General features: G+C 71.7%; 22 protein-coding genes and 1 pseudogene. 10 read left to right on the top strand and 13 right to left on the bottom strand.

The window, feature by feature from the left end; translation table 11 throughout:
* The first annotated feature begins 145 nt into the window (after positions 1-145).
* Positions 146-394, top strand: a complete 249-nt coding sequence (gene purS, locus M4I32_RS05845; RefSeq protein ID WP_319033532.1) for a phosphoribosylformylglycinamidine synthase subunit PurS — start codon at positions 146-148, stop codon at positions 392-394.
* Positions 391-1095 (top strand): phosphoribosylformylglycinamidine synthase subunit PurQ, encoded by a 705-nt coding sequence (gene purQ / locus M4I32_RS05840; RefSeq protein ID WP_319033531.1) that lies wholly within the window; start codon positions 391-393, stop codon positions 1093-1095. The genes purS and purQ overlap by 4 nt, the downstream gene beginning before the upstream one ends.
* A gap of 4 nt (positions 1096-1099) precedes the next feature.
* Here the strand turns inward: purQ and M4I32_RS05835 are convergent.
* Positions 1100-1348: pseudogene (locus M4I32_RS05835) on the bottom strand (DUF1761 domain-containing protein); the annotation flags it as partial.
* Positions 1349-1415: 67 nt separating this feature from the next.
* Here M4I32_RS05835 and M4I32_RS05830 point away from each other — a divergent pair.
* A complete protein-coding gene (locus M4I32_RS05830; protein ID WP_319033530.1) occupies positions 1416-2342 on the top strand; it encodes a 2-hydroxyacid dehydrogenase in 927 nt (308 codons plus the stop codon).
* 114 nt (positions 2343-2456) lie between these two features.
* On the opposite strand, the gene M4I32_RS05825 is transcribed toward M4I32_RS05830, so the two are convergent.
* Positions 2457-3050 (bottom strand): NTP transferase domain-containing protein, encoded by a 594-nt coding sequence (locus M4I32_RS05825; protein WP_319033529.1) that lies wholly within the window; start codon positions 3048-3050, stop codon positions 2457-2459.
* A 50-nt stretch (positions 3051-3100) separates the two neighbouring features.
* On the opposite strand from M4I32_RS05825, the gene M4I32_RS05820 reads away from it, so the two are divergent.
* The 4 genes from M4I32_RS05820 to M4I32_RS05805 all read left to right on the top strand — a co-directional run bounded on the left by M4I32_RS05820 (position 3101) and on the right by M4I32_RS05805 (position 8825).
* Positions 3101-4189: an XdhC family protein gene (locus M4I32_RS05820; protein ID WP_319033528.1), complete on the top strand. Its 1089-nt coding sequence runs from the start codon at positions 3101-3103 to the stop codon at positions 4187-4189.
* A gap of 95 nt (positions 4190-4284) precedes the next feature.
* The gene (locus M4I32_RS05815; protein ID WP_319033527.1) at positions 4285-5079 is read left to right on the top strand and encodes a nucleoside phosphorylase; all 795 of its coding nucleotides are present in this window, start codon (positions 4285-4287) and stop codon (positions 5077-5079) included.
* Between the two features lie 117 nt (positions 5080-5196).
* The gene (locus tag M4I32_RS05810) at positions 5197-6060 is read left to right on the top strand and encodes an FAD binding domain-containing protein (RefSeq protein ID WP_319033526.1); all 864 of its coding nucleotides are present in this window, start codon (positions 5197-5199) and stop codon (positions 6058-6060) included.
* Positions 6057-8825 carry a molybdopterin-dependent oxidoreductase gene (locus tag M4I32_RS05805; RefSeq protein WP_319033525.1) on the top strand — a complete coding sequence of 923 codons (2769 nt, stop codon included), beginning with the start codon at positions 6057-6059 and terminating at the stop codon, positions 8823-8825. Before M4I32_RS05810 ends, M4I32_RS05805 begins: the two co-directional genes overlap by 4 nt.
* A 112-nt stretch (positions 8826-8937) precedes the next feature.
* Here M4I32_RS05805 and M4I32_RS05800 read toward each other — a convergent pair whose 3' ends face one another.
* The 11 genes from M4I32_RS05800 to allB form a co-directional block, all read right to left on the bottom strand.
* On the bottom strand, positions 8938-9546 hold the full coding sequence (locus M4I32_RS05800; protein ID WP_319033524.1) for an XRE family transcriptional regulator: 609 nt from the start codon (positions 9544-9546) through the stop codon (positions 8938-8940).
* A 45-nt stretch (positions 9547-9591) separates the two neighbouring features.
* Positions 9592-10476, bottom strand: a complete 885-nt coding sequence (locus tag M4I32_RS05795) for an ABC transporter permease (RefSeq protein WP_319033523.1) — start codon at positions 10474-10476, stop codon at positions 9592-9594.
* A gap of 1 nt (position 10477) precedes the next feature.
* Positions 10478-11308 carry an ABC transporter permease gene (locus M4I32_RS05790; RefSeq protein WP_319033522.1) on the bottom strand — a complete coding sequence of 277 codons (831 nt, stop codon included), beginning with the start codon at positions 11306-11308 and terminating at the stop codon, positions 10478-10480.
* A complete protein-coding gene (locus M4I32_RS05785; RefSeq protein ID WP_319033521.1) occupies positions 11298-12122 on the bottom strand; it encodes an ABC transporter ATP-binding protein in 825 nt (274 codons plus the stop codon). The genes M4I32_RS05790 and M4I32_RS05785 overlap by 11 nt, the downstream gene beginning before the upstream one ends.
* 28 nt (positions 12123-12150) lie before the next feature.
* Positions 12151-13224: an ABC transporter substrate-binding protein gene (locus M4I32_RS05780; protein WP_319033520.1), complete on the bottom strand. Its 1074-nt coding sequence runs from the start codon at positions 13222-13224 to the stop codon at positions 12151-12153.
* Positions 13225-13447: 223 nt separating this feature from the next.
* Positions 13448-14821: an amidohydrolase family protein gene (locus M4I32_RS05775; RefSeq protein ID WP_319033519.1), complete on the bottom strand. Its 1374-nt coding sequence runs from the start codon at positions 14819-14821 to the stop codon at positions 13448-13450.
* Positions 14822-15055: 234 nt separating this feature from the next.
* On the bottom strand, positions 15056-16363 hold the full coding sequence (locus M4I32_RS05770; RefSeq protein ID WP_319033518.1) for an allantoate amidohydrolase: 1308 nt from the start codon (positions 16361-16363) through the stop codon (positions 15056-15058).
* On the bottom strand, positions 16360-17586 hold the full coding sequence (locus M4I32_RS05765; RefSeq protein ID WP_319033517.1) for an alanine--glyoxylate aminotransferase family protein: 1227 nt from the start codon (positions 17584-17586) through the stop codon (positions 16360-16362). The genes M4I32_RS05770 and M4I32_RS05765 overlap by 4 nt, the downstream gene beginning before the upstream one ends.
* On the bottom strand, positions 17583-19283 hold the full coding sequence (locus M4I32_RS05760) for an AtzH-like domain-containing protein (protein ID WP_319033516.1): 1701 nt from the start codon (positions 19281-19283) through the stop codon (positions 17583-17585). The genes M4I32_RS05765 and M4I32_RS05760 overlap by 4 nt, the downstream gene beginning before the upstream one ends.
* A complete protein-coding gene (locus M4I32_RS05755) occupies positions 19280-20470 on the bottom strand; it encodes an acetamidase/formamidase family protein (protein ID WP_319033515.1) in 1191 nt (396 codons plus the stop codon). The genes M4I32_RS05760 and M4I32_RS05755 overlap by 4 nt, the downstream gene beginning before the upstream one ends.
* The gene (gene allB, locus M4I32_RS05750) at positions 20467-21900 is read right to left on the bottom strand and encodes an allantoinase AllB (protein WP_319033514.1); all 1434 of its coding nucleotides are present in this window, start codon (positions 21898-21900) and stop codon (positions 20467-20469) included. Before allB ends, M4I32_RS05755 begins: the two co-directional genes overlap by 4 nt.
* On the opposite strand from allB, the gene uraD reads away from it, so the two are divergent.
* The 3 genes from uraD to pucL are packed head-to-tail and all read left to right on the top strand — an operon-like array spanning position 21899 to position 23761.
* Positions 21899-22495, top strand: a complete 597-nt coding sequence (uraD, locus tag M4I32_RS05745) for a 2-oxo-4-hydroxy-4-carboxy-5-ureidoimidazoline decarboxylase (RefSeq protein WP_319033513.1) — start codon at positions 21899-21901, stop codon at positions 22493-22495. The two genes, allB and uraD, sit on opposite strands and share 2 nt — an antisense overlap.
* 4 nt (positions 22496-22499) lie before the next feature.
* Positions 22500-22838: a hydroxyisourate hydrolase gene (gene uraH / locus M4I32_RS05740; RefSeq protein WP_319033512.1), complete on the top strand. Its 339-nt coding sequence runs from the start codon at positions 22500-22502 to the stop codon at positions 22836-22838.
* A 5-nt stretch (positions 22839-22843) separates the two neighbouring features.
* Positions 22844-23761 carry a factor-independent urate hydroxylase gene (gene pucL / locus M4I32_RS05735; RefSeq protein ID WP_319033511.1) on the top strand — a complete coding sequence of 306 codons (918 nt, stop codon included), beginning with the start codon at positions 22844-22846 and terminating at the stop codon, positions 23759-23761.
* The last annotated feature ends 23 nt before the right edge of the window (positions 23762-23784 follow it).

Here is a 23784-nt window from a genome sequence, read left to right as displayed (position 1 = left end):
ACGCTCCGGGCAACTGCGCGTGGGAGCGCTCTCACGACCTGATGCAGGACTTTATGGGAGCGCTCTCACAGTGTCAAGGCTTTTCGCTCAGTCAGTCCGGATAGACTTTGCGCGATCCCCCGCCCGCGACATCCGGAGCCTCGCCATGCCCACCATCGTCGTCGACGTCATGCCCAAGGCCGAGCTGCTCGATCCGCAGGGAAAAGCCGTGACCGGGGCACTGGCGCGACTGGGTGTCGAGCAGTTCAGCGCGGTGCGGATCGGCAAGCGGTTCGAGCTCACGGTCGAGGGCCAGGTCACCGACGAGGTGCTGGCGTCGGCGCGCCAGGTGGCCGCCGACATCCTGTCGAACGGGGTCATCGAAGACGTCGTCGACATCGAGGTGGTCGAATGAGCGTCCGCGTCGGCGTCATCACGTTCCCCGGGTCGCTCGACGACGTCGACGCGCGCCGGGCCGTGCGGTTGGCGGGGGCCGAGCCCGTCGCCCTCTGGCACGGCGATCACGATCTGCAGGGGGTCGACGCGATCGTTCTGCCGGGGGGCTTCAGTTACGGCGACTACCTGCGCGCCGGCGCGATCGCCGCGCACGCGCCCATCATGTCCGAGGTCGCCGACGCCGCCGGCAAGGGGATGCCGGTGCTCGGCATCTGCAACGGATTCCAGATGCTCGTCGAAGCCCACCTGCTGCCGGGGGGCCTGATTCGCAACGAGCACCAGCACTTCATCCGCCGCGATCAGCGGCTGCGTGTCGAGAACGCCGACACCGCGTGGACGAACGGCTTCGACAGCGGCGCGGAGATCCTGATCCCGCTCAAGAACGGCGACGGCGGCTACATCGCCGACGATGCCACCCTCGACCGCATCGAGGGCGAGGGACTCGTGGCGTTCCGCTACCTGGACGTCAATCCGAACGGCTCGCTGCGCGACATCGCGGGACTGACCAACGAGCGCGGCAACGTCGTCGGCCTCATGCCGCATCCCGAGCACGCCGTCGAACCCGGCTTCGGTCCCGACACCCGCGCGGCGATGCGCTCGGGTGAGGATGGCCGCGTCTTCTTCGAGAGCGTCGTGTCGGCACTCGTCGCCGCGGCCTGACCCCTCAGACCGTTCCCGCGGGCGGCCACACCCCGATGATGACCCCCATCACCACGAGGGTGATGAGCTCGTGGGCGATGTTCAGAACGGTCAACGACGTCGGCCTGCCCTCGAACGCGTCGTGCGTGATGAAGCGCGCCGCCGTGAAGCCGGCCCACAGCAGCACCGCGGTCACGAGGGCGGCGACGAGGTAGGACCCGCCGTAGAAGTGCCACGCGATGGTGGCGGCGCCGGCCAGTACCCATGCGGTGACGGATCGTAGCGCGGCCCCAGCTGCCGGCAGGGGACGTCGGAGTCCGGGCGGCGGTAACGTCGAAGGCGTGTCCCCCGGATCCCTCGTCGTCTCCGTGCCCTCCGCCGATCTCGCCGACGACCTCGCGCCGCTGCGCGAGGGAGTGGATGTCGTCGTCTGGGACATGACGGGGCCCGCTCCTCGCCCCCGTCTGGACCTCGTGGTGCCGCCCTACATGAGTCAGGGCCAGACCCTGCCGCGTCTCGCCGACGTGCAGACGCGGCTGGTGCAAGGCCAGTCCATCGGGTACGAGGGCATCGCCGAGCTGCTCCCGCCCGGGCACGTCTTCGCGAACGCGACGAGCGTGCATGAGACGTCGACCGCCGAGCTGGCACTGGCGCTCGTGCTCGCCAGTCAGCGCCGCATCCCCGACCTCGTGCGTGCGCAGCAGGGCGAGCACTGGACGAGCGCTTTCACCGAGAGCCTCGCCGACCGCCGCGTGCTGCTGCTCGGCTACGGCGGCGTGGGCAAGGCCGTCGCCGCGCGCCTCGCGCCCTTCGAGGTCGTTCTGGTCCCGGTCGCCCGCAGCGCTCGAGACGAGGACGGCGTACAGGTGCACGCGATCGACGAGCTGCCGGAGCTGCTGCGGGACGCCGACATCCTGATCCTGACGCTGCCCGGGGGTGACGAGACCCGCCGCATCATCGACGACGCCGCGCTGTCTGCCCTGCCCGACGGCGCCCTCGTCGTCAACGTCGGGCGAGGGGCGCTGATCGACACCGACGCGCTCGTGGACCACGCCGGGCGCGGCCGCATCCGCGCCGCTCTGGATGTGACCGACCCCGAACCGCTGCCCCCCGGGCACCCGCTCTGGACGATGCCGCAGGTGCTGATCTCGCCGCACATCGGCGGTGCGTCGACCGCCATGCGACCACGACTGGCGCGTCTGATCCGGTCGCAGATCTCGCGGCTGCAGCGAGGCGAAGCGCCTGTCAACGTCGTGGTCCGCACCTGACACACCCGGGCGTTGCGCGCCTCGCACGTTGAGCGAGCGCAGCCCGGGCGTTGAGCGAGCGCAGCGAGCCGAAACGCCGGCCCTGCCCCAGCGCCGCCCTCACCGTCCCGTCGCTCAGCGACCCGGGCGACGGACGTCGATATCGTCCCCCGCCCACAGGTCGCCGCACTCGATCTGCCGCGCGCCGTGCGCCGAGAGGTAGTCACGCGCCCCGCGATCGCCCTCGAGCACGCGCACCAGCGCATCGACGTGGCTGCGCCCGACGATCACAGGGTGACCCGGGCGCCCGCGGTACACCGCCTGGGCCAGGGCCGTCTCACCCGCGTCACGCACCGCCTCCCGCACCCGCGTCACCGCGGCCGCGGGAGCGTCAGGTGTGTCGACGGGGGTGATGACCAGCAGATCGGCCCCGGTGCGCGCGAAGGCAGACAGGCCGGCCCGCAGCGACGCGGCGAGCCCGGACCGCCAGCGCGGCACGCGCACGACGCGAACGCCGTCGGAGACCGGCAGCAGCCGGGCCGCGGCATCCGCCTCGGCGCCCAGCGCCACGAGCACCGGATCGGCGCCCGCCGCGCCGAGCATCTCGACCGCGTGCGAGAGCCAGGGCCTGCCGGCGTCGTCGCGCGCGAGGGCCTTCGGGCCACCGAAGCGGGTGCCGGCGCCCGCCGCGAGCACCAGCCCGCAGCACGAGGGTGCGGACTCGGACATGATGCGCTCAGCGTAGCGCGGGCGAAACACGGCGCGGCTACCGTGTTGTCATGCTCGAGCTGGCCCACGATCTGCTGCCGCGACTGGCGCGTGGAGAGCGCGCCGTGGTGGTGACCGTGACCGGCGTGCATCGGAGCGCCCCGCGCGGGCCGGGGGCGTCGATGGTGCTGTGGGCGGGCGGAGACATCGTCGGGTCCATCTCGGGGGGCTGCGTCGAATCGGACGCGATCGCGCTCGCCGGCGCGGTGCTGGCCGAGGGCCGCGCACGCGTGGCCTCGTTCGGCTTCGGCGACGACGTGGGACGGGCCGCGGGACTCGCCTGCGGAGGCACTGTCGACGTGATCGCGTACGAGGTGCGCGGCGATGATCCGGCGACCGTCGACGCCCTCACCGAGGCAGCCGCAGACCGGCGCGTGGCGGTGGCGCTCGAGCTGTCCGCGCCCGCGCCCGGACGCGTCCACTCTCTCGACGGCGCACGCGCCGGCGTCGGCGCTGCCGCCGCATCAGCGATCGACGCCCTCGCCGTGCTCGGCGAGACGCGCCGGGTGGATGCCGATGGTCGATCGCTCCTCGTGCTCACCCATGCTCCCCGCGCCCGCCTGATCCTGCTCGGCGCCAGCGAGCACGCGGCCGTGCTGTGCCGAGTGGGTGCGGCGGCGGGGTTCGCGGTGACCGTGTGCGATCCGTGGCCTCTGCTGCTGACCCCCGAGCGCTTCCCCGCCGCCGCGTCGCTCGTCGTCGCCGAGCCCGCCGCGTACCTCGCCGCGCAGGCCGGCGATCCCGACGCGACCGACGCGCGGACAGCCGTATGCGTCCTGACGCACGATGAGCGGCTCGACATTCCCGCCATCCATGCCGCTCTCGGCATGAACGTCGGATTCGTCGGTGCTCTCGGGGCGCGCCGCACGGTGGAGCACCGGGCACGGCTGCTCCTCGAGCGGGGCGTGCAGCCGCAGGACCTCGCCAGACTGCATTCCCCCCTGGGCCTGGATCTGGGCGGAGCCTCGCCCGAGCACACGGCCGTCTCGGCACTCGCCGAGATCATCGCGGCGCGCCACGGCGCGAGCGCGCGGCCTCTGCGCGAGACCCGCGGACCCCTGCATCCGAGCGTGTTACGCTCACCGCACTGCGTGTCCTAACACCATGACCTCCCGGCGATCCGCCGAGAGCGAGCCGGGCGGCTCAGGGCGGGGACGACGAGACCCGACGTCACCGAACCGCCCAGGAGAAGGCCATGTCCGCACACGCGTCCGAGAATTCCACCCCCGCCGTGGTCGACAAGTCCCAGACCGGACTGACCGACCGCCAGTACCACATCGGCATCGCCCCGGGTGAGGTCTCGTCCGTGGCCCTGCTGCCCGGCGACCCGTTCCGCGTGCCGTACGTCGCCGAGTTCCTCACCGACGTGCGAGACGTCGCCCACAACCGCGAGCACCGCACGATGACCGGCTGGTACAAGGGGCGCCAGATCACGGCCACCTCGACGGGCATGGGGTGCCCCTCCACGGCCATCGCCGTCGAGGAACTCGCCCGCGTGGGCGTCACATCGTTCATCCGCGTGGGCAGTTCCGCCGGCTTGCAGCCCGGCATCGCCCCCGGTGATCTGCTCGTGAGCGAGGGCAGCTTCCGCAACGACGGCACGACCGACGCCTACCTGCCCAAGGGCTTTCCCGCGGTGCCCGATCTCGAACTGACGACCGCCCTGGCCCGCAACTCGTCGCGCATCGCCGCGGCCGCCGGCATCCGCTCGCACGCGGGCATCAGCGTCAGCGACGACGCGTTCTACGCCGAGACCCCGGAATGGATCGCCCAGCTGAACCGCATGGGGATCCTCAACGTCGAGATGGAGGCCTCGGCGCTCTACATCGTCGCGCGGCTGCGGGGCCTGCGGGCGGGCATGATCTGCGCCTGCTCGAGCAACCTCGTCGACGGGGCATCGCTCTACGACGAGAAGAACTCCGCGCTGAAGGACGGGTGGATGCGCAGCATCGAAGCGGCCCTCGACACCGCGGTCGAACTCGAGCTCTGACCGCAGGGCGCCGACAATGGCGGCCCCTGAAACACTCGCGAAACGGGTGCCTGCTTGGATGTCGAGAGGCACCCTGACCGGCGCCCACGGGCGCAGGATGAGACCGGGAGGAGGCGCATGGATCTGAACACCGTCACCAGCTATCGGCGCGCCCGCACCCGCGCCGACCTGGCGCTCGCGCCGGGCGAGATCATCCTGGGCGGCGGCACGTGGATCTATGGCGAGCCGCAGCCCGAGACAACCGGCCTCGTCGACGTCACGACGATGGGCTGGCCCGACCTCGAGATCACCCACGCGGGCCTGCGCGTCTCGGCCACCTGCACGATCGCGACCCTCGTGGCCTTCTCCGAGGGGCGGCACGACGTCGTCGCCCCGCCGGTCTGGCGCGCGCTGGAGGTGATCCCGGATGCCGCGAACGCGCTGCTCGCATCGTTCAAGATCTGGAACGCCGCGACCGTCGGGGGCAACATCTGCCGCTCGTACGCCGCAGGATCGATGGTCGCGCTCGCCGCCGGACTCGACGGCATCGCCGTGATCTGGACCCCCGACGGCGGCGAGCGCCGCACCGCCGTCGCCGAGCTGGTCACGGGCAACGGCACGAACGACCTCGCACCCGGCGAGGTGCTCCGCGCGGTCGAGCTGCCCGCCCGCGCCCTGCGTGCCCGGATGGTGCTGCGCAAGATCGCGCTGGCCGAGCTCGGCCGCTCGGGCGCGGTCGTGACCGCGAGGCGGGACGAGGACGGCGCCGTGGTCGTCGGCATCACCGCGGCGACGAGCCGACCCGTGCTGCTGCGCTACCCGGCGCTTCCCTCCTCCGCGTCGCTGGCCGACGACGTCGCGAGCACACCGGGCTATTACACAGACCCGCTCGGTCCCGCCGACTGGCGGCGCGCGGTGACCGGCGTACTCGCGGAACGGGTGCGTGCGGACCTCGCGGCGGACGAGGTCGCGGCGGATGAGGGGGCAGAGGGACCCGCATGAGATTCGACGTCAACGACACACCGCTCGAGGCCGACCCGCGACCAGGGCAGTGCCTGCGCACGCTGCTGCACGAGAACGGCCACACCGAGGTCAAGAAGGGCTGCGACTCCGGCGACTGCGGCGCATGCGCCGTGCTCGTGGACGGGGTACCGGTGCACTCCTGCATCACGCCCGCACCACGTGCCGAAGGCCGCGCGGTGACCACCGCCGCCGGACTGGCACCGGGCGAGCGGCTGCACCCGGTGCAGGAGGCCCTGGCCGCGGGCTTCGGCTTCCAGTGCGGGTTCTGCACGCCGGGCATGGGCGTCACGGCATCGACCCTCACCGAGGCAGACCTGCCCGACCTCGACCGCCGCATGAAGGGCAGCCTCTGCCGGTGCACGGGGTATCGGCCCATCCGCGAGGCGATCCTCGGCTCGGTGCGCACCACCGGCGCCGCATCCGCCCCCGCCGACGTCTCGATGCCTGCCGCTGAGGCGTCCGCACCCGCCTGCGGCGTCGGCGCGTCGGTCGTGCCCGAACCCGCCCGGCGCATCGTGCAGGGACTCGAGCCGTACACGTTCGACACCCCGCAGACCGGCACGCTCGTACTGCGGGTCGTCACCTCGCCCCATGCGCACGCCCGCATCCGGGCGATCGAGACGTCCGCGGCCCGGGACGTTCCCGGGGTGGTCGCGGTACTGACCCACGAGGACGCCCCCGCCACGCGTTACTCGTCGGCGCGCCACGAGCACCGCGCCGATGATCCGGACGACCTGCGCATGCTCGACGACGTCGTGCGCCACATCGGTCAGCGCGTCGTCGCGGTCGTCGCCGAGACGGCCGCCGCCGCGGAGGAGGCGTGCCGACGGGTGGCCATCGATTACGAGGTGCTGCCGGCGGTCTTCGACGCCGAGAGCGCGCGCACGGCCGGAGCTCCCCTGCTGCACGCGGATCGCACGCCGGAGGAGGGCGTCGCCGACGCCGCGCGCAACGTCGTGGCCGAGCTGCACGCCGGCCACGGCGGCGACATCGACGCCGCACTCGCGGGCAGCGCGGCGACGGTGTCGGGTCAGTGGCAGACCTCGCGGGTGTCGCACGCCCAGCTCGAGACCCACGGATCCCTCGGCTGGCTCGACGACGAGGGGCGCCTGGTCATCCGCACGAGCACCCAGGTGCCGTTCCTCGCCCGCAACGAGCTCTGCCACATCTTCGGTCTGCCCCGCGATCGCGTGCGCGTGTTCACGGCGCGCGTCGGCGGCGGCTTCGGCGGCAAGCAGGAGATCTTCACCGAGGATCTCGTCGCCCTCGCGGTGCTGAAGACCGGACGCCCCGTCTCCTACGAATTCTCGCGCGCCGACCAGTTCTGGCGGGCGTCGCTGCGCCACCCCATGCGGGTGCGGGTCACCCTGGGCGCCGACGCCGGGGGGCGCCTGACCGCCCTGTCGCTCGATGTGCTCACCGACACGGGCGCGTACGGCAACCATGCGCCCGGCGTGATGTTCCACTCCTGCTCGGAATCGGTGGCCATCTACCGGTGCCCCACCGTGCGGGTCGACGCCGAGGCGGTCTACACCAACAACGTGCCCTCCGGCGCCTTCCGCGGCTATGGCCTGGGCCAGGTCATGTTCGGCATCGAGTCGGCGATGGACATGCTCGCCGAGAAGCTGGGCATCGACCCCTTCGAGCTGCGCCGCATCAACGCCGTGCAGGAGGGCGACCCGCTGCGCGCCGCCGACGGTCACGTCGAGGACGACGTGGTCTGGGGCAGCTACGGGCTCGATCAGTGCCTGGACCTGGCTCAGGGCGCGCTGCGCCGCGGCAACGGCCGCGCGGCGCCAGCGGGATGGCTCGTCGGCGAAGGCATGGCGGCATCCATGATCTCGACGATGGCTCCGCGTGGGCACGTCTCGCACACGAGCGCCTCGGTCGACGCCCAAGGCCGGTACACGCTGCGCACGGGCACGGCCGAGTTCGGCAACGGCACGACCACGGTGCAGCGCCAGATCGCGGCATCCGTCTTCGCCGTCGCCCCCGACCGGCTGGCACTGCGTCATGCCGATACGGATGCCGTCGCGCACGACACCGGCGCGTTCGCCTCGGCCGGCACGACCGTGGCCGGCAAGGCGCTGTACGCGGCGTGCTTGGCACTGCGCGAGCGGATGATCGTCATCGCCGCGCGTCTCGGGAACGTGGATGCCGCGGCGTGCCGCCTCACCGCGGACGGCGTTCACGCCGGCGTGCGCGTGGTGGGCTTCGCCGAGATCCTCGCCGCCGCCCCGCCCGAGCAGCGCGACGGCGACGCGCTGACTGCCGCGGGCAGCGAACTCGGCGAGCACCGCTCGCTGGCCTTCAACGTGCATGCGGTACGCGTGGCGGTGGAGCCGGCGACGGGCACGGTGCGCATCCTGCAGCAGGCGCAGGCCGCGGATGCCGGATTCGTGATGAATCCCGCGCAGTGCCGAGGACAGATCGAGGGCGGCGTCGCCCAGGGGGTGGGCAGTGCGCTCTACGAGGAGGTGCTGCTCGACGGCGCCGGCTCCGTGCTGAACCCGCAGTTCCGGCAGTACCGCGTGCCGCAGTTCGCCGACATCCCCGACACCGAGGTCTACTTCGCCCAGACGAACGATGACCTGGGACCGTTCGGGGCCAAGTCGATGAGTGAATCGCCGTACAACGCGGTGGCCCCGGCGATCGGCAATGCGATCGCGCGGGCGCTCGGGCGGCGTGGGTTCGAGCAGCCGTTCTCGCGCGACCGCGTGTGGCGGCTGGCCCGGGGGCTCTGACGCGCACGACCGCACCGAGCGTCGGAGATGCGCCCGGCGTCGGACGCATGCACCGCGGCCGGTCCGACCCTCGACGCATCCCCGACCCCGGGTGCACGAGAACACGTGCCCCTCAGCGGGCGGTGCCTGCCCCGCGCAGCCCCTGCTTGACGACCAGGAGGCGATAGGTGCCCGACCACGACGACCACCACCGGTGGCGCACGCCTCCGGCGTAGTAGGCCGAGTCGCCGGCGGTCAGCGCACGCTCCTCGCCGTCCAGCTCCACCGTGATCGCGCCCTCGACGACGTAGAGGAACTCGTCCTCCGCGTGCACGAAGCACTCGCCCGGCTCCCCCGCACCCCCGGTGACCTCGAGGGGATGCAACGGCCTGGCACCCGACGCGAGCATGCGGGCCGAGCCCGCCGCGAACCCCTCGTCGATCGATCCCTCACCGCGCCGGTGCACCTCGACGACCGGATCGGCGGAACCGGCGGCGTCGGCATCCGCGATCAACTCGATCGGGCTCGTCTCGAGTGCGATCGCGATCCTCCGCAGCGACGACAGGCTCGGCTGGGCCAGCCCCCGCTCGAGCTGACTGAGAAAGGGGTGCGAGAGCTCGGTCGCCTCCGCCAGCGTCACCAGCGTGAGGCCGCGCGTGTGGCGCAGGCGGCGGATGCTGGCGCCCAGCCGGGCATCGGCGGCATCCCCGTTCCTGCTGTCGTGTTCGACGGTGGTCGTCACACTTCTCGCCCCCGCCTCACGGATCGCACCTCTCGACCGCCGCGCTCACGCGCGGTCGGCCATGCCCATGCGGGCGAGCGCGACCGCCTCGACGATCTGCACGAGATTGTAGATCACGAGCGCCGTGCCGGTCACGAGCACGACGGCCGTCCAGACGGCCGAGAACTGGGCGCTGGCGATGTAGCCGCCGACCGCCCCGCCGATCCCGCCGCCGACCGCGAGCCACTCGGCCAGCAGCGCACCGGTGATCGAGCCGGGCACCGAGATGCGCACGGCGGCGAAGAACTCCGGCAGCGAGCTGGGCAACGCGACCTTGCGCAGGCGCGTCCAGGCGTTTCCTCCGTAGACCGTCACGAGGTCGTTCATCTGCGGCGACGCCGATCGCAGGCCGAACGCGATGTTCACCAGGGCCGGGAACAGCACCACGATGCCCCCGATGACGGCGACGGTGATGAAGTCGCGGCCGAAGATGAGGATGATCACGGGGGCCATCGCCACGAGCGGCACCGATCGCAGCAGCATCGCCAACGGCATCAGCGCGTGCTCGATGCCCTTGCTGAGCTGAAAGCTGATCGCCACGATCAGGGCGACGGCGAGTCCGGCGGCGAAGCCGACGGCGGCGTGACCGAGGGTCTCCCAGAGCTGCCCGAAGAGCTGCGCGCTGTTGGCTTCGGCGGCCGGGACCGTGACCAGGAAGTTCCAGACATCGATCGGTCCCTTGCCCACGTAGGGCGAGATCTGGAACGCCCACAGCGATCCGACCCACAGGACCAGCACGGCCACGATCGTCAACACGAACGTCAGCAGTGTGCGCCCGAGCGCACGGCTGGTGGCGCGGCGCGTCTCGCGGCGCATCTCGCGGAGCATGTCGTCGTTCGGCGCGCGGGTGGATGCCGTCGACGCCGGCGGGCTCGTCATCGTCGCGGTCATGTCACACTCCCTTCGACCAGGGGGCGATGCCGCGGGCCAGAAGCCCGAGCAGCCCGTAACCGAGCAGGGCGACCGCGCCGGACACGAGGGCGATGTCCCACACCCGCGCGGCGTTCAGCGCCTGCTGGGCGGCGATCATGGCGGGTCCGACTCCGACGGTCACCTTGCCGAAGAACTCCCCGAGGACGGCGCCCAGGAACGCGGCGGGGACCGCGATCTGCAGCGCGTTGAGGATGGCGGGCAGTGAGGCGATCAGGCGCACCTTGCGCAGCTGCATGAACGCACTCCCGCCGTAGACCTTCACGAGGTCCAGGCTGGACTTGTCGGCAGCCTTGAGTCCGAGCAGAGCGCCCACCACGGTGGTGAAGAAGCAGCTCAGAGCCGCGAGGAACACGGCAGTCGTCGACGGCTGTCCCGCCTCGGGAATCGGCACGATGACGGAGAGCAGCAGACCGAGGGCGACGATGGGGATGCAGTACGAGATGATGGCGATCTGCATCACCGTTCCCTCGAGCTTGGGCACGACCAGGACCAGCGCCGAGAGCAGCAGCGCGAGTCCGTTGCCCCAGAGATACCCCAAGCCCGCCTCGGCCAGCGTGACGCTGAAGTTGCGCACGTAGAAGTCGAATCCGGTCTCGAAGAGCTCGATGATCACCTGGGGGGGCGTCGGGATCGCCTGCACGCCGCCGGGGCCGACGTTCGAGAAGACGGTGGCCGCCAGGATCCACCAGAGGGCGATGATGCCGACGCCGCCGATGACACCGGTCATCCAGGGCGGCAGGTGCACATCCTCCCATTGGATGGGCCGCGCGTTGGTGTTGTCAATCGTCATCAGCGGCGGCGCCTCCGACGCCGAAGAGCAGCTCCGAGGCCTGGTCCACGTACGCGTGGAACTCGGGCGTCCGCATCATCTCCGGTGTGCGCGGGCGCGGCAGGTCGATCGTCATGACCTCCTTGATGCGCCCGGGGCGCGGACTCATCACCGCGACCTGATCCGAGAGGAAGATGGCCTCGGACACCCCGTGCGTGACCAGCAGGGTCGTGGCCGGCTTCTCGGTCCAGATGCGCAGCAGCTCGAGGTTGAGCTTCTGGCGGGTCATGTCGTCGAGGGCGCCGAAGGGCTCGTCGAACAGCAGCACCGACGGCTTCATGATCAGCGACCGGGCGATCGACACGCGCTGGCGCATGCCGCCCGACAGCTGCGCCGGCTTGGCCTTCTCGAAACCCGTCAGCCCGACGAGGGCGATCATCTCCTTGACGTACTCGCGGTCGACGGGCTTGCCCGCCACCTCGAACGGCAGCTGGATGTTCGACTGCACGCTGCGCCAGGGCAGCAGTGCCGCGTCCTGGAAGGCGATGCCCAGTTCGTTGTCCTTGCGCAGCTCCTTCGGGCTCTTGCCGTCGACGCGCGTCCAGCCACTGGTCGGCTCCTCGAGTCCCGCGGCGATGCGCAGGATCGTGGACTTGCCGCATCCGGATGGCCCGAGCAGCGCGAGGAACGTGCCCTGCTCGGTGTGCAGGTCGGCGTCCTGCAGCGCGACGACGCTCTTGCGCCCCACGCTGAAGACCTTGTTCAGTTGGGAAATCTGCAGGCCGGTGCCCAGGGTCGTCCCCTGGGCACCGGTCTGGGTGGCCGCATCGGTCACAGTAGGTGTCTCCGTCGCAGCGGGTTTGTCAGCCCGCGTAGTCGATCAGGTCGGGGTTCTCCTCATAGACCTCGGCGAGGAGGCTGAGGTCGAACAGCTGGGACGCCTCGATCTCGATGCCCGCACCGGCGAGGCTCTCGATCGTGGCAGCCTGCAGCTCATCCGAGATGGTGAACAGGCCGTTCTCGGCGGTCTCGTCCGAGACGATGAGTTCGTTCTGCGCCTCAGAACCCGCGATGGAGTTCTCCATGACGAGGTCGAGGTCGGCGCCGTACTCCTCGACGGCGAGACGCGCCCCTTCTTCCGGATCGTTCACGGCATCGGTCCAGCCGCGGATCTCGGCGACCAGCAGGGCCTTGAGCATCTCGCGGTTCTCGGCGATCTGCTCTTCGGTGACCGTGAAGGTCTCGGCCACGAACGGCAGGCCGTTCTCGGCGAACGCCAGGTTCGTCACGTCGAGACCCTGGGCCGCGACGGTGACCGACTCGTTCGTGATGTAGGCCATGAAGCCGTCGACCTCGCCGTTGACCAGCGGAGCCGGGTCGTACTGCACCGGGACGATGGTCAGTTCGGACGGGTCGATGTCGTTCGCCGCGAGGAACGCATTGAACAGCGCCGTGTTGGAGTCCTGCACGCCGATCCGCTTACCGATCATGTCCTCGGGCGTGGCGATGTCGCCGCCGTCCGTGAGGGAGAGGATCGTGAACGGGTTGGACTGGAACGTCGCGCCGATGATCTTCAGCGGAGCGCCCTCGTTGGCCACGGCGGAGCCGATCGAGACGGCGTCGCTCAGGCCCACGTCGGCGGTGCCGCTGACGAGCTCTGCGACAGACGTCGAGGGTCCGGGGACGAGGTTGACCGACGAGAAGCCGGCCTCCTCGTAGTAGCCGTTGGTGTCGGCGAAGTACTCGCCCGCGAACTCCTCGTTGAGGATCCAGCTGAGCTGCATGGTGATGTCGCCGTAGTCGCCGCCGTCGGCCGGGGACTCGGACGTCTCGGAGCCGCTGTCGCCGGCGCAGCCGGCGAGGGCGAGGGCGGCGACGGCGAGGCCGGCACCGGCGGCCGCGAGGCGGTGACGCGAAGAAGTGAAGCGGAATGTCATGTGCTGTGTCTCCTGACAGGCGGTGTATTCGCTCGGGTAGGTCTGCGCGGCCCAAAGCCTCGGCCGTGCGCGACAAGCTCGACGCTACGAGATGTAGATTTCACGAACACTGGCGGCGTGTTTCGGCGCCGTTACACCTTCGGCGATTTGCGCATCCGCTCGTTGAGCGAGCGCACCCCCGGTCGTTGAGCGAGCGCAGCGAGACGAACGCCGCCGCCTCGGCTCAGTGCGGGTGGCGCCCGAGACGCGCCGCCACCGCCGGCAGATCGGCATGGACCCGCTCGGTCGCCTCCGCCGCGAGCGGGTTCAGCGGCTCGCCGCCGACCGACACGGCTTCGCCGCCGACGTACACGCGCGCGAGGTTGCGCAGGCTCATCGAGAGCACGTAGCTGCGCACCGGGTGCCAGAGCGGTCCGACGTCGGGGCGGCGCGGATCGACCACGACGAAGTCGGCGAACTTGCCCACCTCGAGGCTGCCGACACGGTCGGCGACGCCCATGATCTCGGCCGAACCCAGCGTGTGCAGCCGCAGCACGCTCTCGGGCATCATCGAGAGCGGGTCCTTGGTGCGCGCACGCTGCATCGCGATGCCCATCCGCATGTTCTGCCACGGGTCCGACACGTCGGTGCAGGCCTGGTCGTCGAGGCCCATGCCCACCTTCATGCCCATCGCGATCATCTCCGGCACGAGCGCGACGCCCGACGCGAGGCGGCCGTTGGATGCCGGCTGCCACGACATGGCGGCGCCACCGGCCGCGGCCTGCTCGATGATCTGTGGAGTCGTCTGGATGAAGTGGCCGAACATCATGCCCTCGCCGAGGGCGCCGGCATCCCGGTACAGGGCGAACTTCGACTGCTGCAGCGGGATGGCCTCGGGCGACTCGAGGAAGTGGGCCTGGTTCGTCACGCCGAACCGCCGCATCGCCTCGACCTCGAGCTCGGCCGCCTCGGGCCGGGGCGACCACTGCACCTGTCCCATGATCGACGCGCCGAGCGCGAAGTCGGGATCCATCGCCCGGGTGTGGGCGACGGCGGCCGCGAACCGGTCAAAGATCTCGTCGTCGGTGCCCGCCGTGACATCCATGCCGATGGAGTCGACGAAGCGGATGCCGGAATCGAGGCATCCGTCGGCCTGGCGCGTGTGGTAGCCCGTCTCACGCAGGGGCGCGTTGCCGACACGCTTGCCGTCGACCATCGACTCCCACGCCTGCTGCGGGTCGGTGAAGTTGTACGCCGTCGTCACACCGTTGCCGAGAAAGTCGAGGCCGCCGTGCAGGGTCGACCAGTAGACGTCTTCGGGGGTGGCGTGCGCGGTCAGCCCCAGCATCGAGTCGCACCAGCCGTAGAGGGTGTCAGCGACGCCGAGGCCCCGCAGGCCGCTGGTGAACAGGTGGCTGTGGCTCGACACGAAGCCCGGAGCGACGAACGCGCCGTCAACGTCGAGCACCTCGTCGGCGGTGGCGGCGGTGGGATCGCCGGCACCGATCCCCGCGATGCGGCCGTCCTCGACCCGCATCCAGCCCCGCTCGATGTAGCCGGGATCGTCCGTCCCGGCGGGAACGGTGATGAGGCGGGCGTTGATGACGAGCAGAGACATGGGGGTCCTTCGGTCAGGCGGCGGGGCGGACGCAGGTGAGTGCGCCCGCCCGACCGTACGAGATGTTGATTACACGAAGATTGCGCCCGGGTCACGTGCTCGCGGCCTCGCCCGGGGCGAGGAGCACTGCCGAAGCGAGGGGGAATGGCAGCATCCCGGTCCTCGTTCCGGCAATCTCCCTCGCCTGGGGCGAGGGCACGCCCCGACGCGCGCGTGGGCGAGCCCGGGGCCGGACTACGCAGGTTCGGCGGCCAGGTGCAGCACGGAATCTGCGAGCGCCCGGATGCCGAGCGCGACGTCGCCGGATGAGACGGCCTCGTCGGGGTGGTGACTGATCCCGTCGGGGTTGCGCAGAAAGAGCATCCCCACGTCGGTCACAGCACCGAGCGCCATGCCGTCGTGCCCGGCCGGGCTGAACAGCGTGGTCGGCTCGGGTGCGCCCGGGGCCAGCGTGCCGGCGATCCCCTCGCGCACGACCTCACGCAGCAGCGGTGCGCACATCACGGCGGGGGCGTTGTGCACCTCGTGCGCGCGCCAGCGCAGGCCGCGCCGGCCCATGATCCCGTCGAGATCGCGCGAGATCGCCTGCCACGTGCGGTCGCGGTGGGCGTCGAACTCGCCGCGCAGGTCGAGACTGAAGTGCGCCTCGCCGGGCACGACGTTCATGGCGCCCGGGAAGGCCTCGAGTTGGCCGACCGTGCCGATGATGTGGTGTTCGGCCCGGCAGATGCGCTCGACGGCGAGCGCCGCCTCGCTCGCCCCGAGCAGGGCGTCGTGCCGCATGTCGTAGGGCGTGCCGCCGGCATGACGGGCCTCCCCCTCGACCGTCAGCTGAAAGCGTCGGGCGCTCGCGATCGACGACACCACCGCCAGCGACTCGCCCCGGCGATCGAGCTCGGGTCCCTGTTCGATGTGCGCCTCGAGATAGCCGACGAGCTCGTCGGAGCGCCGCGCCGCCTCTCCCACGCGACCGGGGTCGAGCCCGAACTCGAGGAACGCCTGGCGCAGGGTGATGCCGTCGGCATCCGTCAGCCTCCACCAGTCCTCGTCCCAGGTGCCGGCGACGGCGGAGGATCCGAGCAGCGCCTTGCCGAACCGCGTGCCCTCCTCATCCGAGAAGGCCACCACTTCGATCGAGAACGGCAGCGGTGACACGCTCGGCCGGCCCTCCGGTCCGGGGGCGCGCAGCAGCCGCACCACCTCGAGGGCCATCAGCACGCCGAGCATGCCGTCGTACCGGCCGGCATCGAGTACCGTGTCGAGGTGCGAGCCCAGCATGAGCGCGGGCGCGTCCGGATCGGATGCCGACAGTCGGCCGATCTGGTTGCCGGCGGCATCCTGCCGGGTGACCATGCCGACCTCGCGCATCCACTCCGCGGCGAGCCGATTCACCCGCGCGTGCTCGGGCGAGAGGTAGACGCGCTCGATGCGCCCCTGCGCCGCGCTGACGCGCGCCAGCTCGTCGCACCGCGTCATCACCCGGCGCGCCGATGCGGCCACGCGGTCGGGCGTGATCTCGGGCAGCCGCGTGCGGGCGCTCACACGACCTCCCGCGAGTAGACCTCGAGGGCCGCGTCGACGCCGCCACCGGCGGGAACCCGGGCGCCGAACCGGCGCAGCACCTGCTCGAGCGCGGCGAGGGTCGTGAGCACGGCGTCCTTGCGCGCGTTGTACCCCATCGTGCCCAGCCGCCAGACCCGGCCGTGCAGCGGACCGAACGAGGTGCCGATCTCGATGCCGAAATCCTCGAGCATCGCCTGACGGGCGGCATCACCCGCCACCCCGTCCGGGATCTCGACGGCGACGACGTTCGACATCTTGTGCGCCACGTCGCCGAAGACCACCAGGTCGAGTCCCCGCACCCCGGCGAGCATGGCCTCGCCGTGCAGCGCGTGACGGGCGATGACCGCGTCGCGCCCCTCGCCCAGCAGCACGCGTGCGCACTCGCGCGCGCCGTAGAGCATCGATGTGGCCTCGGTGTGGTGGTTCAGCCGGCGCGGCCCCCAGTAGTCGAGGATCATGCCGAGGTCGAAGTAGTTGGAACGGATGAAGTCGGCGGCGTCGGCATCGCCTTCTTCGCGGATGCCGGCCTCGACCTTGGTGCGCGCGCGGATCACCTCGACGGCGCGCTCAGAGAGCGTGATGGGCGCAGAGCCGGACGGCCCGCCCAGGCATTTCTGCAGTCCGGCGGTCGCGGCATCCAGCCCCCACGCGTCGGCCTCGAACGGATTGCCGCCGAGCGACGCGGTGGCGTCGGTGTAGAACAGCGCGCCGTGCTTTGCGCACAGCACGCCGACCTCGTCGAGGGGCTGCAGCATCGTGGTCGAGGTGTCACCCTGCACGAGGGCGACCAGATGCGGCCGCACCCGCACGATCGCCTCTTCGATCGCCGAGGTCGGGAACACCTGGCCCCACGGCACTTCGATCGTGTGCACCTCGGCCATGGCGCGCTCGGCGATCTCGGCCAGCAGGTGCCCGAACCGGCCGAAGACCGGCACGAGCACCCGGTCGCCAGGACTCACCAGCGAGACGATCGCGGCCTCGATGCCGGCGCGCGAGGTTCCATCGACCAGCAGCGTCGCGTCGTTCCGGGTGGCCCAGACCCGACGGTAGAGGGCCTGCGTCTCGGCCATCGTGGCGGTCATGAAGGGGTCGTACTGCCCCACCAGCTGCGCCGACATGGCGGTGAGCACGCTCGGGTAGGCCGAGATCGGTCCCGGCCCCATCAGCAGCCGCGCGGGCGGGTCGATCGGCGAAGAGGTCATTGCGTGTCCGTTCGGGCGGGGGTGTGCGTGCGGGCGGGCGTGCCGCCCAGCGGCGTGTCTCCCAGCGGCGTCGCGACGCGAGCGAGCCGACGCGCGAGGCGCACGAGGGCGATGTCGGTGCCGGCGCGCGAGATCAGGCAGACGCCCACCGGGGCGGGGCCGAGACGCGCGGGCACCGTGAGCAGGGGCACCGACACCGCGGGCAGGCCGCCGATCGCGGCGGGGGTGGTCATGCGCAGCGTCTCGCGGCGCACGGCGTCGATGGTGGCGCCGTCCGACGTGCGCATCGGCGCGGGGCACGGCACGGTCGGCAGGATCAGCACGGCGTCGCGGACGAGGGCCGTCATGTGCTCGCGCAGCGGTTCGAGCGCGGCGCGGGCGGCGCTCTCGGCGGCCTCGTCCACGGTCGCCGCGACGCGCAGGCGCTCGGCCACCGCGGCACCGACGGCACCGGGGTGCTCCCGCATCCACTCGCCGTTGTTGCGCCACGCCTCGGCGCCCTGCACGGTGCGGAAGGATTCGACGTAGGGATCGAGGTCGCCGAGCGACGCGCGCTCGAGCTCGGGCGCATCGCCCGAGGCGGCGAGCGCCGCGAGCAGGCTGTCGAAGGCCGCCCGCGTCTGCGGTTCGACGCACGCGAGCGCCTCGTCGGCCACCTGCAGGCGCCACGGCAGATCGTCACCGGACTCGCCGTAGACGCTCTCGGTCGAGTCCGAGCCGTCGAAGCTCAGGCACCAGTCGGCCACGCGCTGCAGCGTGTCGCCGTCCCGCGTGAGCCATCCCACCGTGTCGAAGGACTGCGCGAGCGGCAGCAGGCCCTGCCGTGGCACCAGCCCGTGGGTCGTGCGCAGCCCCCACAGCCCCTGGTACGAGGCGGGCACGCGGATGGATCCGGCCGTGTCGGTGGCCAGGCCGACCTCGGCCTGGCCCGTCGAGACGGCCGTGGCGGGCCCGCTCGACGAACCCCCCGGCAGCGCCCCCGGCAGGGCGGGATTGGGGGGCGTGCCGTAGTGCGGGTTGTCGCCGGCGATCGAGTAGGCGAACTCGTCGGTGCGCGCGATGCCGCGCAGCGAGGCGCCCCCGCGCAGCAGGTCGCCCACCGCCGGCGCCATGCGCGGCTCGGGCCGCGCGCTGTCGAGGTAGGTCGGGTTGCCGGCACCGATGCGGTACCCCTTGATGGCGAACAGGTCCTTCACCGCGACGGTCAGGCCCGACAGCGGCCCCTCCCACGCCCCCTGGAACAGCGGGTCGCCGACGGTGCGCCACACCGACCGGTCGACGGCCTGCGCGCGGGGCGTGACGTGCGCGGCGGTGATCAGCCACCGCCCGTCGATCCGCTTCCACACCTGGGTCTGCAGCCCGGTTCCACCGACGGCGAACCGCGACACCGACACGAGCAGGGCCACGTCGGGCGCCAGCTCCCGATGCTCGATCCGCTCGATCACCCGGGGCGGAACCCCGCCGCGGACGCCCCGGAAGGCACTGATCGCGTCGTGCCCGACGAGCAGGCCCGCGGCGTCCCCCCGCATCGTGTCCGCACCGGGAGCGAAGGCGGCGTCGAGCGCATCGAGGTCGTTCGCCATGATGGCGGCCTCGTAGGCGGTGAAGGCCTCGAGCAGGTCGGCCGGGATGCCGTCGGCGCCGGGGATCCCGGCATCCGTTGCGCCCGCGCTCACCTCGGCAGGGGAATCGGTCATGCTGTCGGCTCCGTTCCGGGGGTCGGGGATGCGTCCGGGGTCGGACGATGCGCGCCGGATCCTCCGACGCTCGGCGCATCTCCGACGCCCGATGCGGCCGCGCGCGGCACGCCGGCGAAGTCCGCCTCGCGGATGCGGGCGTGCACGCCGCACACGATGTCGACGACCTGGGAGATGTCGAAGTCGGTCGCCGCGCTGAGGTACGCGTAGGCCAGGTGCTCGTCGAGGCCCCAGCGCGCGCGGATGAGCGAGATCGCGGCGCGCACGCAGCGGCGCATCGCCTCGTTCAGGTCGGGGTCCAGGCCGGTGGGCACGAGATACTCCTCGGTGCGCACGAGGGGTCCCGTGACCTCGCCGAACTCGGCGAGCGCCTCCTCGCGCGGCACGACGTCGAAGCGCAGCGTCGCGCGCAGCGACGCCTCGAGCGCCGTGAGCGCGACCTCGCCGTCGCCCTGGGCGAAGTGCGGGTCGCCGACGTACGCGAGCGCCCCGGCGACCTGCACCGGCAGGTAGAGCACGGCACCCTCGACGAGCAGGTTGATGTCGATGTTGCCCCCGTGCTCGCCGGGCGGCACCGAATGCGGGCGCACGTCGCCGGCGACGGCGACGCCCATGGTGCCGAGGAACGGCGCGAGCACGAACTCGACCAGCCCCGGTCCCCCCTCGGTCACCGGCAGCACGCCGACGAGGCCCTCGTCGCGCTGCTCGACCGCCGCGAAGACGCTGACGTTGTGCTCGCCGCGCGGCAGTTCGCCGGCCAGCGCCCCCTTGCCGTGGCGGTTCGAGATGACGCCGTAGGGCACGCGCGGCGCGAGCTTCTCGACGGTGATCCTGAGCAGATCCCCCGGCTGCGCCCCCTCGACCAGGATCGGCCCGGTCACGACGTGGGGACCGTCCGCCATCGTGTCCCGGCTGAGGGTCGCCGCGATCTCGACGGCGTCGTCGAGCACGGATGCCGCGGGCACGCCCTTGCCGGTGAAGTAGGCCAGCGGATCCTTGCCCTGGTCCTCGAGGATGCCCTCGTGGCTGACGGTGTCGATCGTGACGCTCTCCCCGGGGCTGATGGACAGGACGGCGGCATCCCGTTCGCAGGGCAGCCGCCCCCACATGACGGTGTCGGGGGTGGCGCGCAGGTAGTGGTCGCCGGGGACCGCCCCCACGCCCGGCTGCAGGATCTCGACGCTCACGCGGCCTCCTCGTCATGCCCGCCGCGAGGGACGGGGGACGCCAGGATCTCACGACCGGCCCTCGCGAGCACGCCCGATCCCGGCGAGAACACGCGTCGCCCCGCCAGGTACGTCGCGCGCACCACTCCGGCGAGGGTTCGCCCGTGCCACGGCGACATCTTGTTGCGGTACTGCAGGGCGGCGGCATCCACCGTCCAGGTGTCGTCGGGGGCGAAGACCGCGAAGTGGGCCGGCGCACCGGGGGCGATCACGCCCGCTGTGTGGATGCCGGCGATGCGGGCGGGTCCGGTGGTGAACAGCGGCAGCATCCGCTCGAGCGGGATGCCACGGCCGCGCGCCTCGGTCCACACCGACGAAAAGCCGGTCTGCAGGCCGGCGATGCCGCCCCACGCCAGGCCGAAGTCCCCATCGCCCTGGTTCTTCAGCGCGAGGGTCGAGGGCGAGTGATCGCTCACGATCGCGTCGATCGTGCCGTCCGTCACCCCATCCCACAGCGCGTCGCGATTGGCGGCATCGCGGATCGGCGGGCAGCACTTGAACTCGGCGGCGGCGTCGGGCACGTCCTCGGCCGTGAGGGTGAGATAGTGCGGACAGGTCTCGACGGTCAGTCGCACCCCGGCGGCCTTGGCCGCGCGGATGTCGTCGAGGGCTCCGGCATCCGAGACGTGCACGACGTGGGCGCGCGCGCCCGTGCGCCCGGCGGCGGCGATGACGCGGCGGATGGCGGCCCGCTCGCTCGCCGGGGGGCGGGAGGCGAGGAAGTCCTCGTAGCGCGGGCCGACGCGTTCCCCGGGCGGCGCGTCGTGAAAGTGCGCGGCATCCTCCGCGTGCACGATGAGCAGCCCGTCGAACGCGGCGATCTCGGCGAGCGCGGCCTCGAGCTGATCGGCGTCGAGGTGACCGAACTCGTCGATGCCGGACGGCGAGAGGAAGCACTTGAAGCCGACGACCCCCGCCTGGGCGAGCTCGGCCAGCGAGCCGAGGTTCTCGGGCACGGCTCCGCCCCAGTAGGCCACGTCGACGGCGAGCTTGCCCCGCGCGGCCCGGCGCTTGTCGGCGAGCGCCGTGACCGAGGTCGTCACGGGAACGCTGTTGAGGGGCATGTCGACGATCGTGGTGACCCCGGCTGCGGCCGCCGCGGCCGTGCCGGTGGCGAACCCCTCCCACTCGGTGCGCCCTGGCTCATCGAGGTGCACGTGCGAGTCGACGAGACCCGGGAGCAGCACGACGTCGTCGGGCAGCACGGTGACGCCTGCGTCAGGAGCGACGCCTGCGTCAGGAACGACGCCTGCGTCAGGAGCGTCGGGGGCGTAGGGGGCGATGGAGGCCACGACGCCGTCGGCGATGTGCACGACGGCGGGGCGCAACTCTCCGTCGACCCAGACACGTCGGGCGGCGAGGGCCTGCGGCGCGTCGGGAAGGGCGGTCATGATCCCCACGTTAGAACGCGTGCGTTTCTCGGATGTTACCCACAGCAACATCCGCGAAACGCATTCCCGCTACGGTGACGGGGTGCTCCTCACCGACTTCAATGACGCGGATGCCGCCACGGCGGCATCCCTCGTGCGGGTCTGGGCCGATGTGCCCCGCTGGGTCGACGCCGTCGTCGCGGGCCGCCGCTATGCCGACGTCGACGCGCTGGCCGCACACGCTGCGCACCTCGCCGCCGGCTGGACCGAAAGCGACCTCGACACCGCCCTCGCCCACCACCCCCGCATCGGCGAGAAGGCGAGCGGGACCGGCGCCGAGGCGCGGGCCTCGCGCGGCGAGCAGGCGGCGATGACCTCTGCCGACCGCGCGGTGGCCGATCGCATCGCCGCCGGGAACGCCGCCTACGAGCAGCGGTTCGGGCGGGTGTTCCTCATCCGTGCGGCGGGGCGCAGTCCCGAGCAGATGCTCGCCGCCCTCGAGCGCCGCCTCGGCGCCGCGCCCGACGACGAGTGGCGCGAGGCGGCCGGCCAGCTCGCCGAGATCGCCGTGCTGCGACTGCGGGATGCCGTCACCGATGACTCCGCGCGAGGATGACCCCATGAGCTCGCACCTGACCACCCACATCCTCGATTCCTCCACGGGCGCCCCGGCCCCGGATGTCGCCGTTCGCCTGAGCACGGCATCCGGCAGCGAGATCGCCGCCGCATCCACGAATGACGACGGCCGCGCCGCCCTCGGCCCCGAGCGGCTGGACGCCGGCGACTACACGCTCACGTTCGCCACGGGGCCCTACTTCGCCGCGCGCGGCGTGGATGCGTTCTACCCCCACGTCACCGTGACATTCACCGTCGAGGTCGGGGACGACGGCACCTCCCGGCATTACCACGTGCCGCTGCTGCTGAGCCCGTTCGCCTATTCCACCTATCGAGGGAGCTGACCTGAATGTCCGACGTATCGGTGCGCCTCGGCGCCAACAAGTACGGCAAGGCCGAGAACCGTCTCGTCCGCATCACGCGCGACACGGCGCGCCACGAGATCGAGGACCTCAGTGTGTCGTCGCAGCTGTACGGCGCGGCGCTGGCCGACGCATATCTCACGGGCGACAACTCGCCGGTCGTCGCGACCGACACGCAGAAGAACTCGATCTTCGCCTTCGCGAAGGAGCACGGCGTCGGCTCGCCCGAGCGGTTCCTGATGACGCTGGCCGAGCACTTCACCGGCGAGTTCGACTGGATCGAGGGCGGCCTGTGGCAGGCCGAGCAGTACGCGTGGGAGCGGATCGTCGTCGACGGGGCCGAGCATGATCACTCGTTCGTGCGCAAAGGCCAGGGCACCCGGCTGGCGACCGTGCAGAAGCGTGACGGCGAGACCCACGTCACCGGGGGCGTGAAGGACCTGACGGTGCTGAAGTCCAGCGGCAGCGAGTTCCACGGGTTCCCCCGCGACCGATACACGACGCTCGTCGAGACCGACGATCGCATCATGGCGACCTCGGTGACCGGGCGGTGGCGGTTCCTGCCCGAGGCGGTCGAGGCGGGCATCGACTACAACGGCCTCTACGACGAGGTCATGGGCGTGCTGCTGTCGACGTTCGCGTCGGTGCATTCGCTCGCGCTGCAGCAGACGCTGTACGAGATGGGCAAGGCGGCGATCGTCGCGCGCCCCGAGATCGCCGAGGTGCGCTTCGCGATGCCGAACAAGCACCACTTCGTCTACGACCTCGCGCGTTTCGGGCTCGACAACCCCAACGAGGTGTTCATCGCCGACGACCGGCCGTACGGCCTGATCGAGGGCACCGTCATCCGCGAGGGCGTCGCCGATGCCCCGAACGCGTGGCGCGACGTGCCGTCCTTCGTGTAGGTGCGCCTCGCCGGCCGTGCACG

Source organism: Microbacterium sp. LRZ72 (genome assembly GCF_033792225.1).
Lineage (GTDB): Bacteria > Actinomycetota > Actinomycetes > Actinomycetales > Microbacteriaceae > Microbacterium.
Note: the sequence above shows the minus strand (reverse complement) of the source record. Positions and strands in the feature narration are given on the sequence as shown.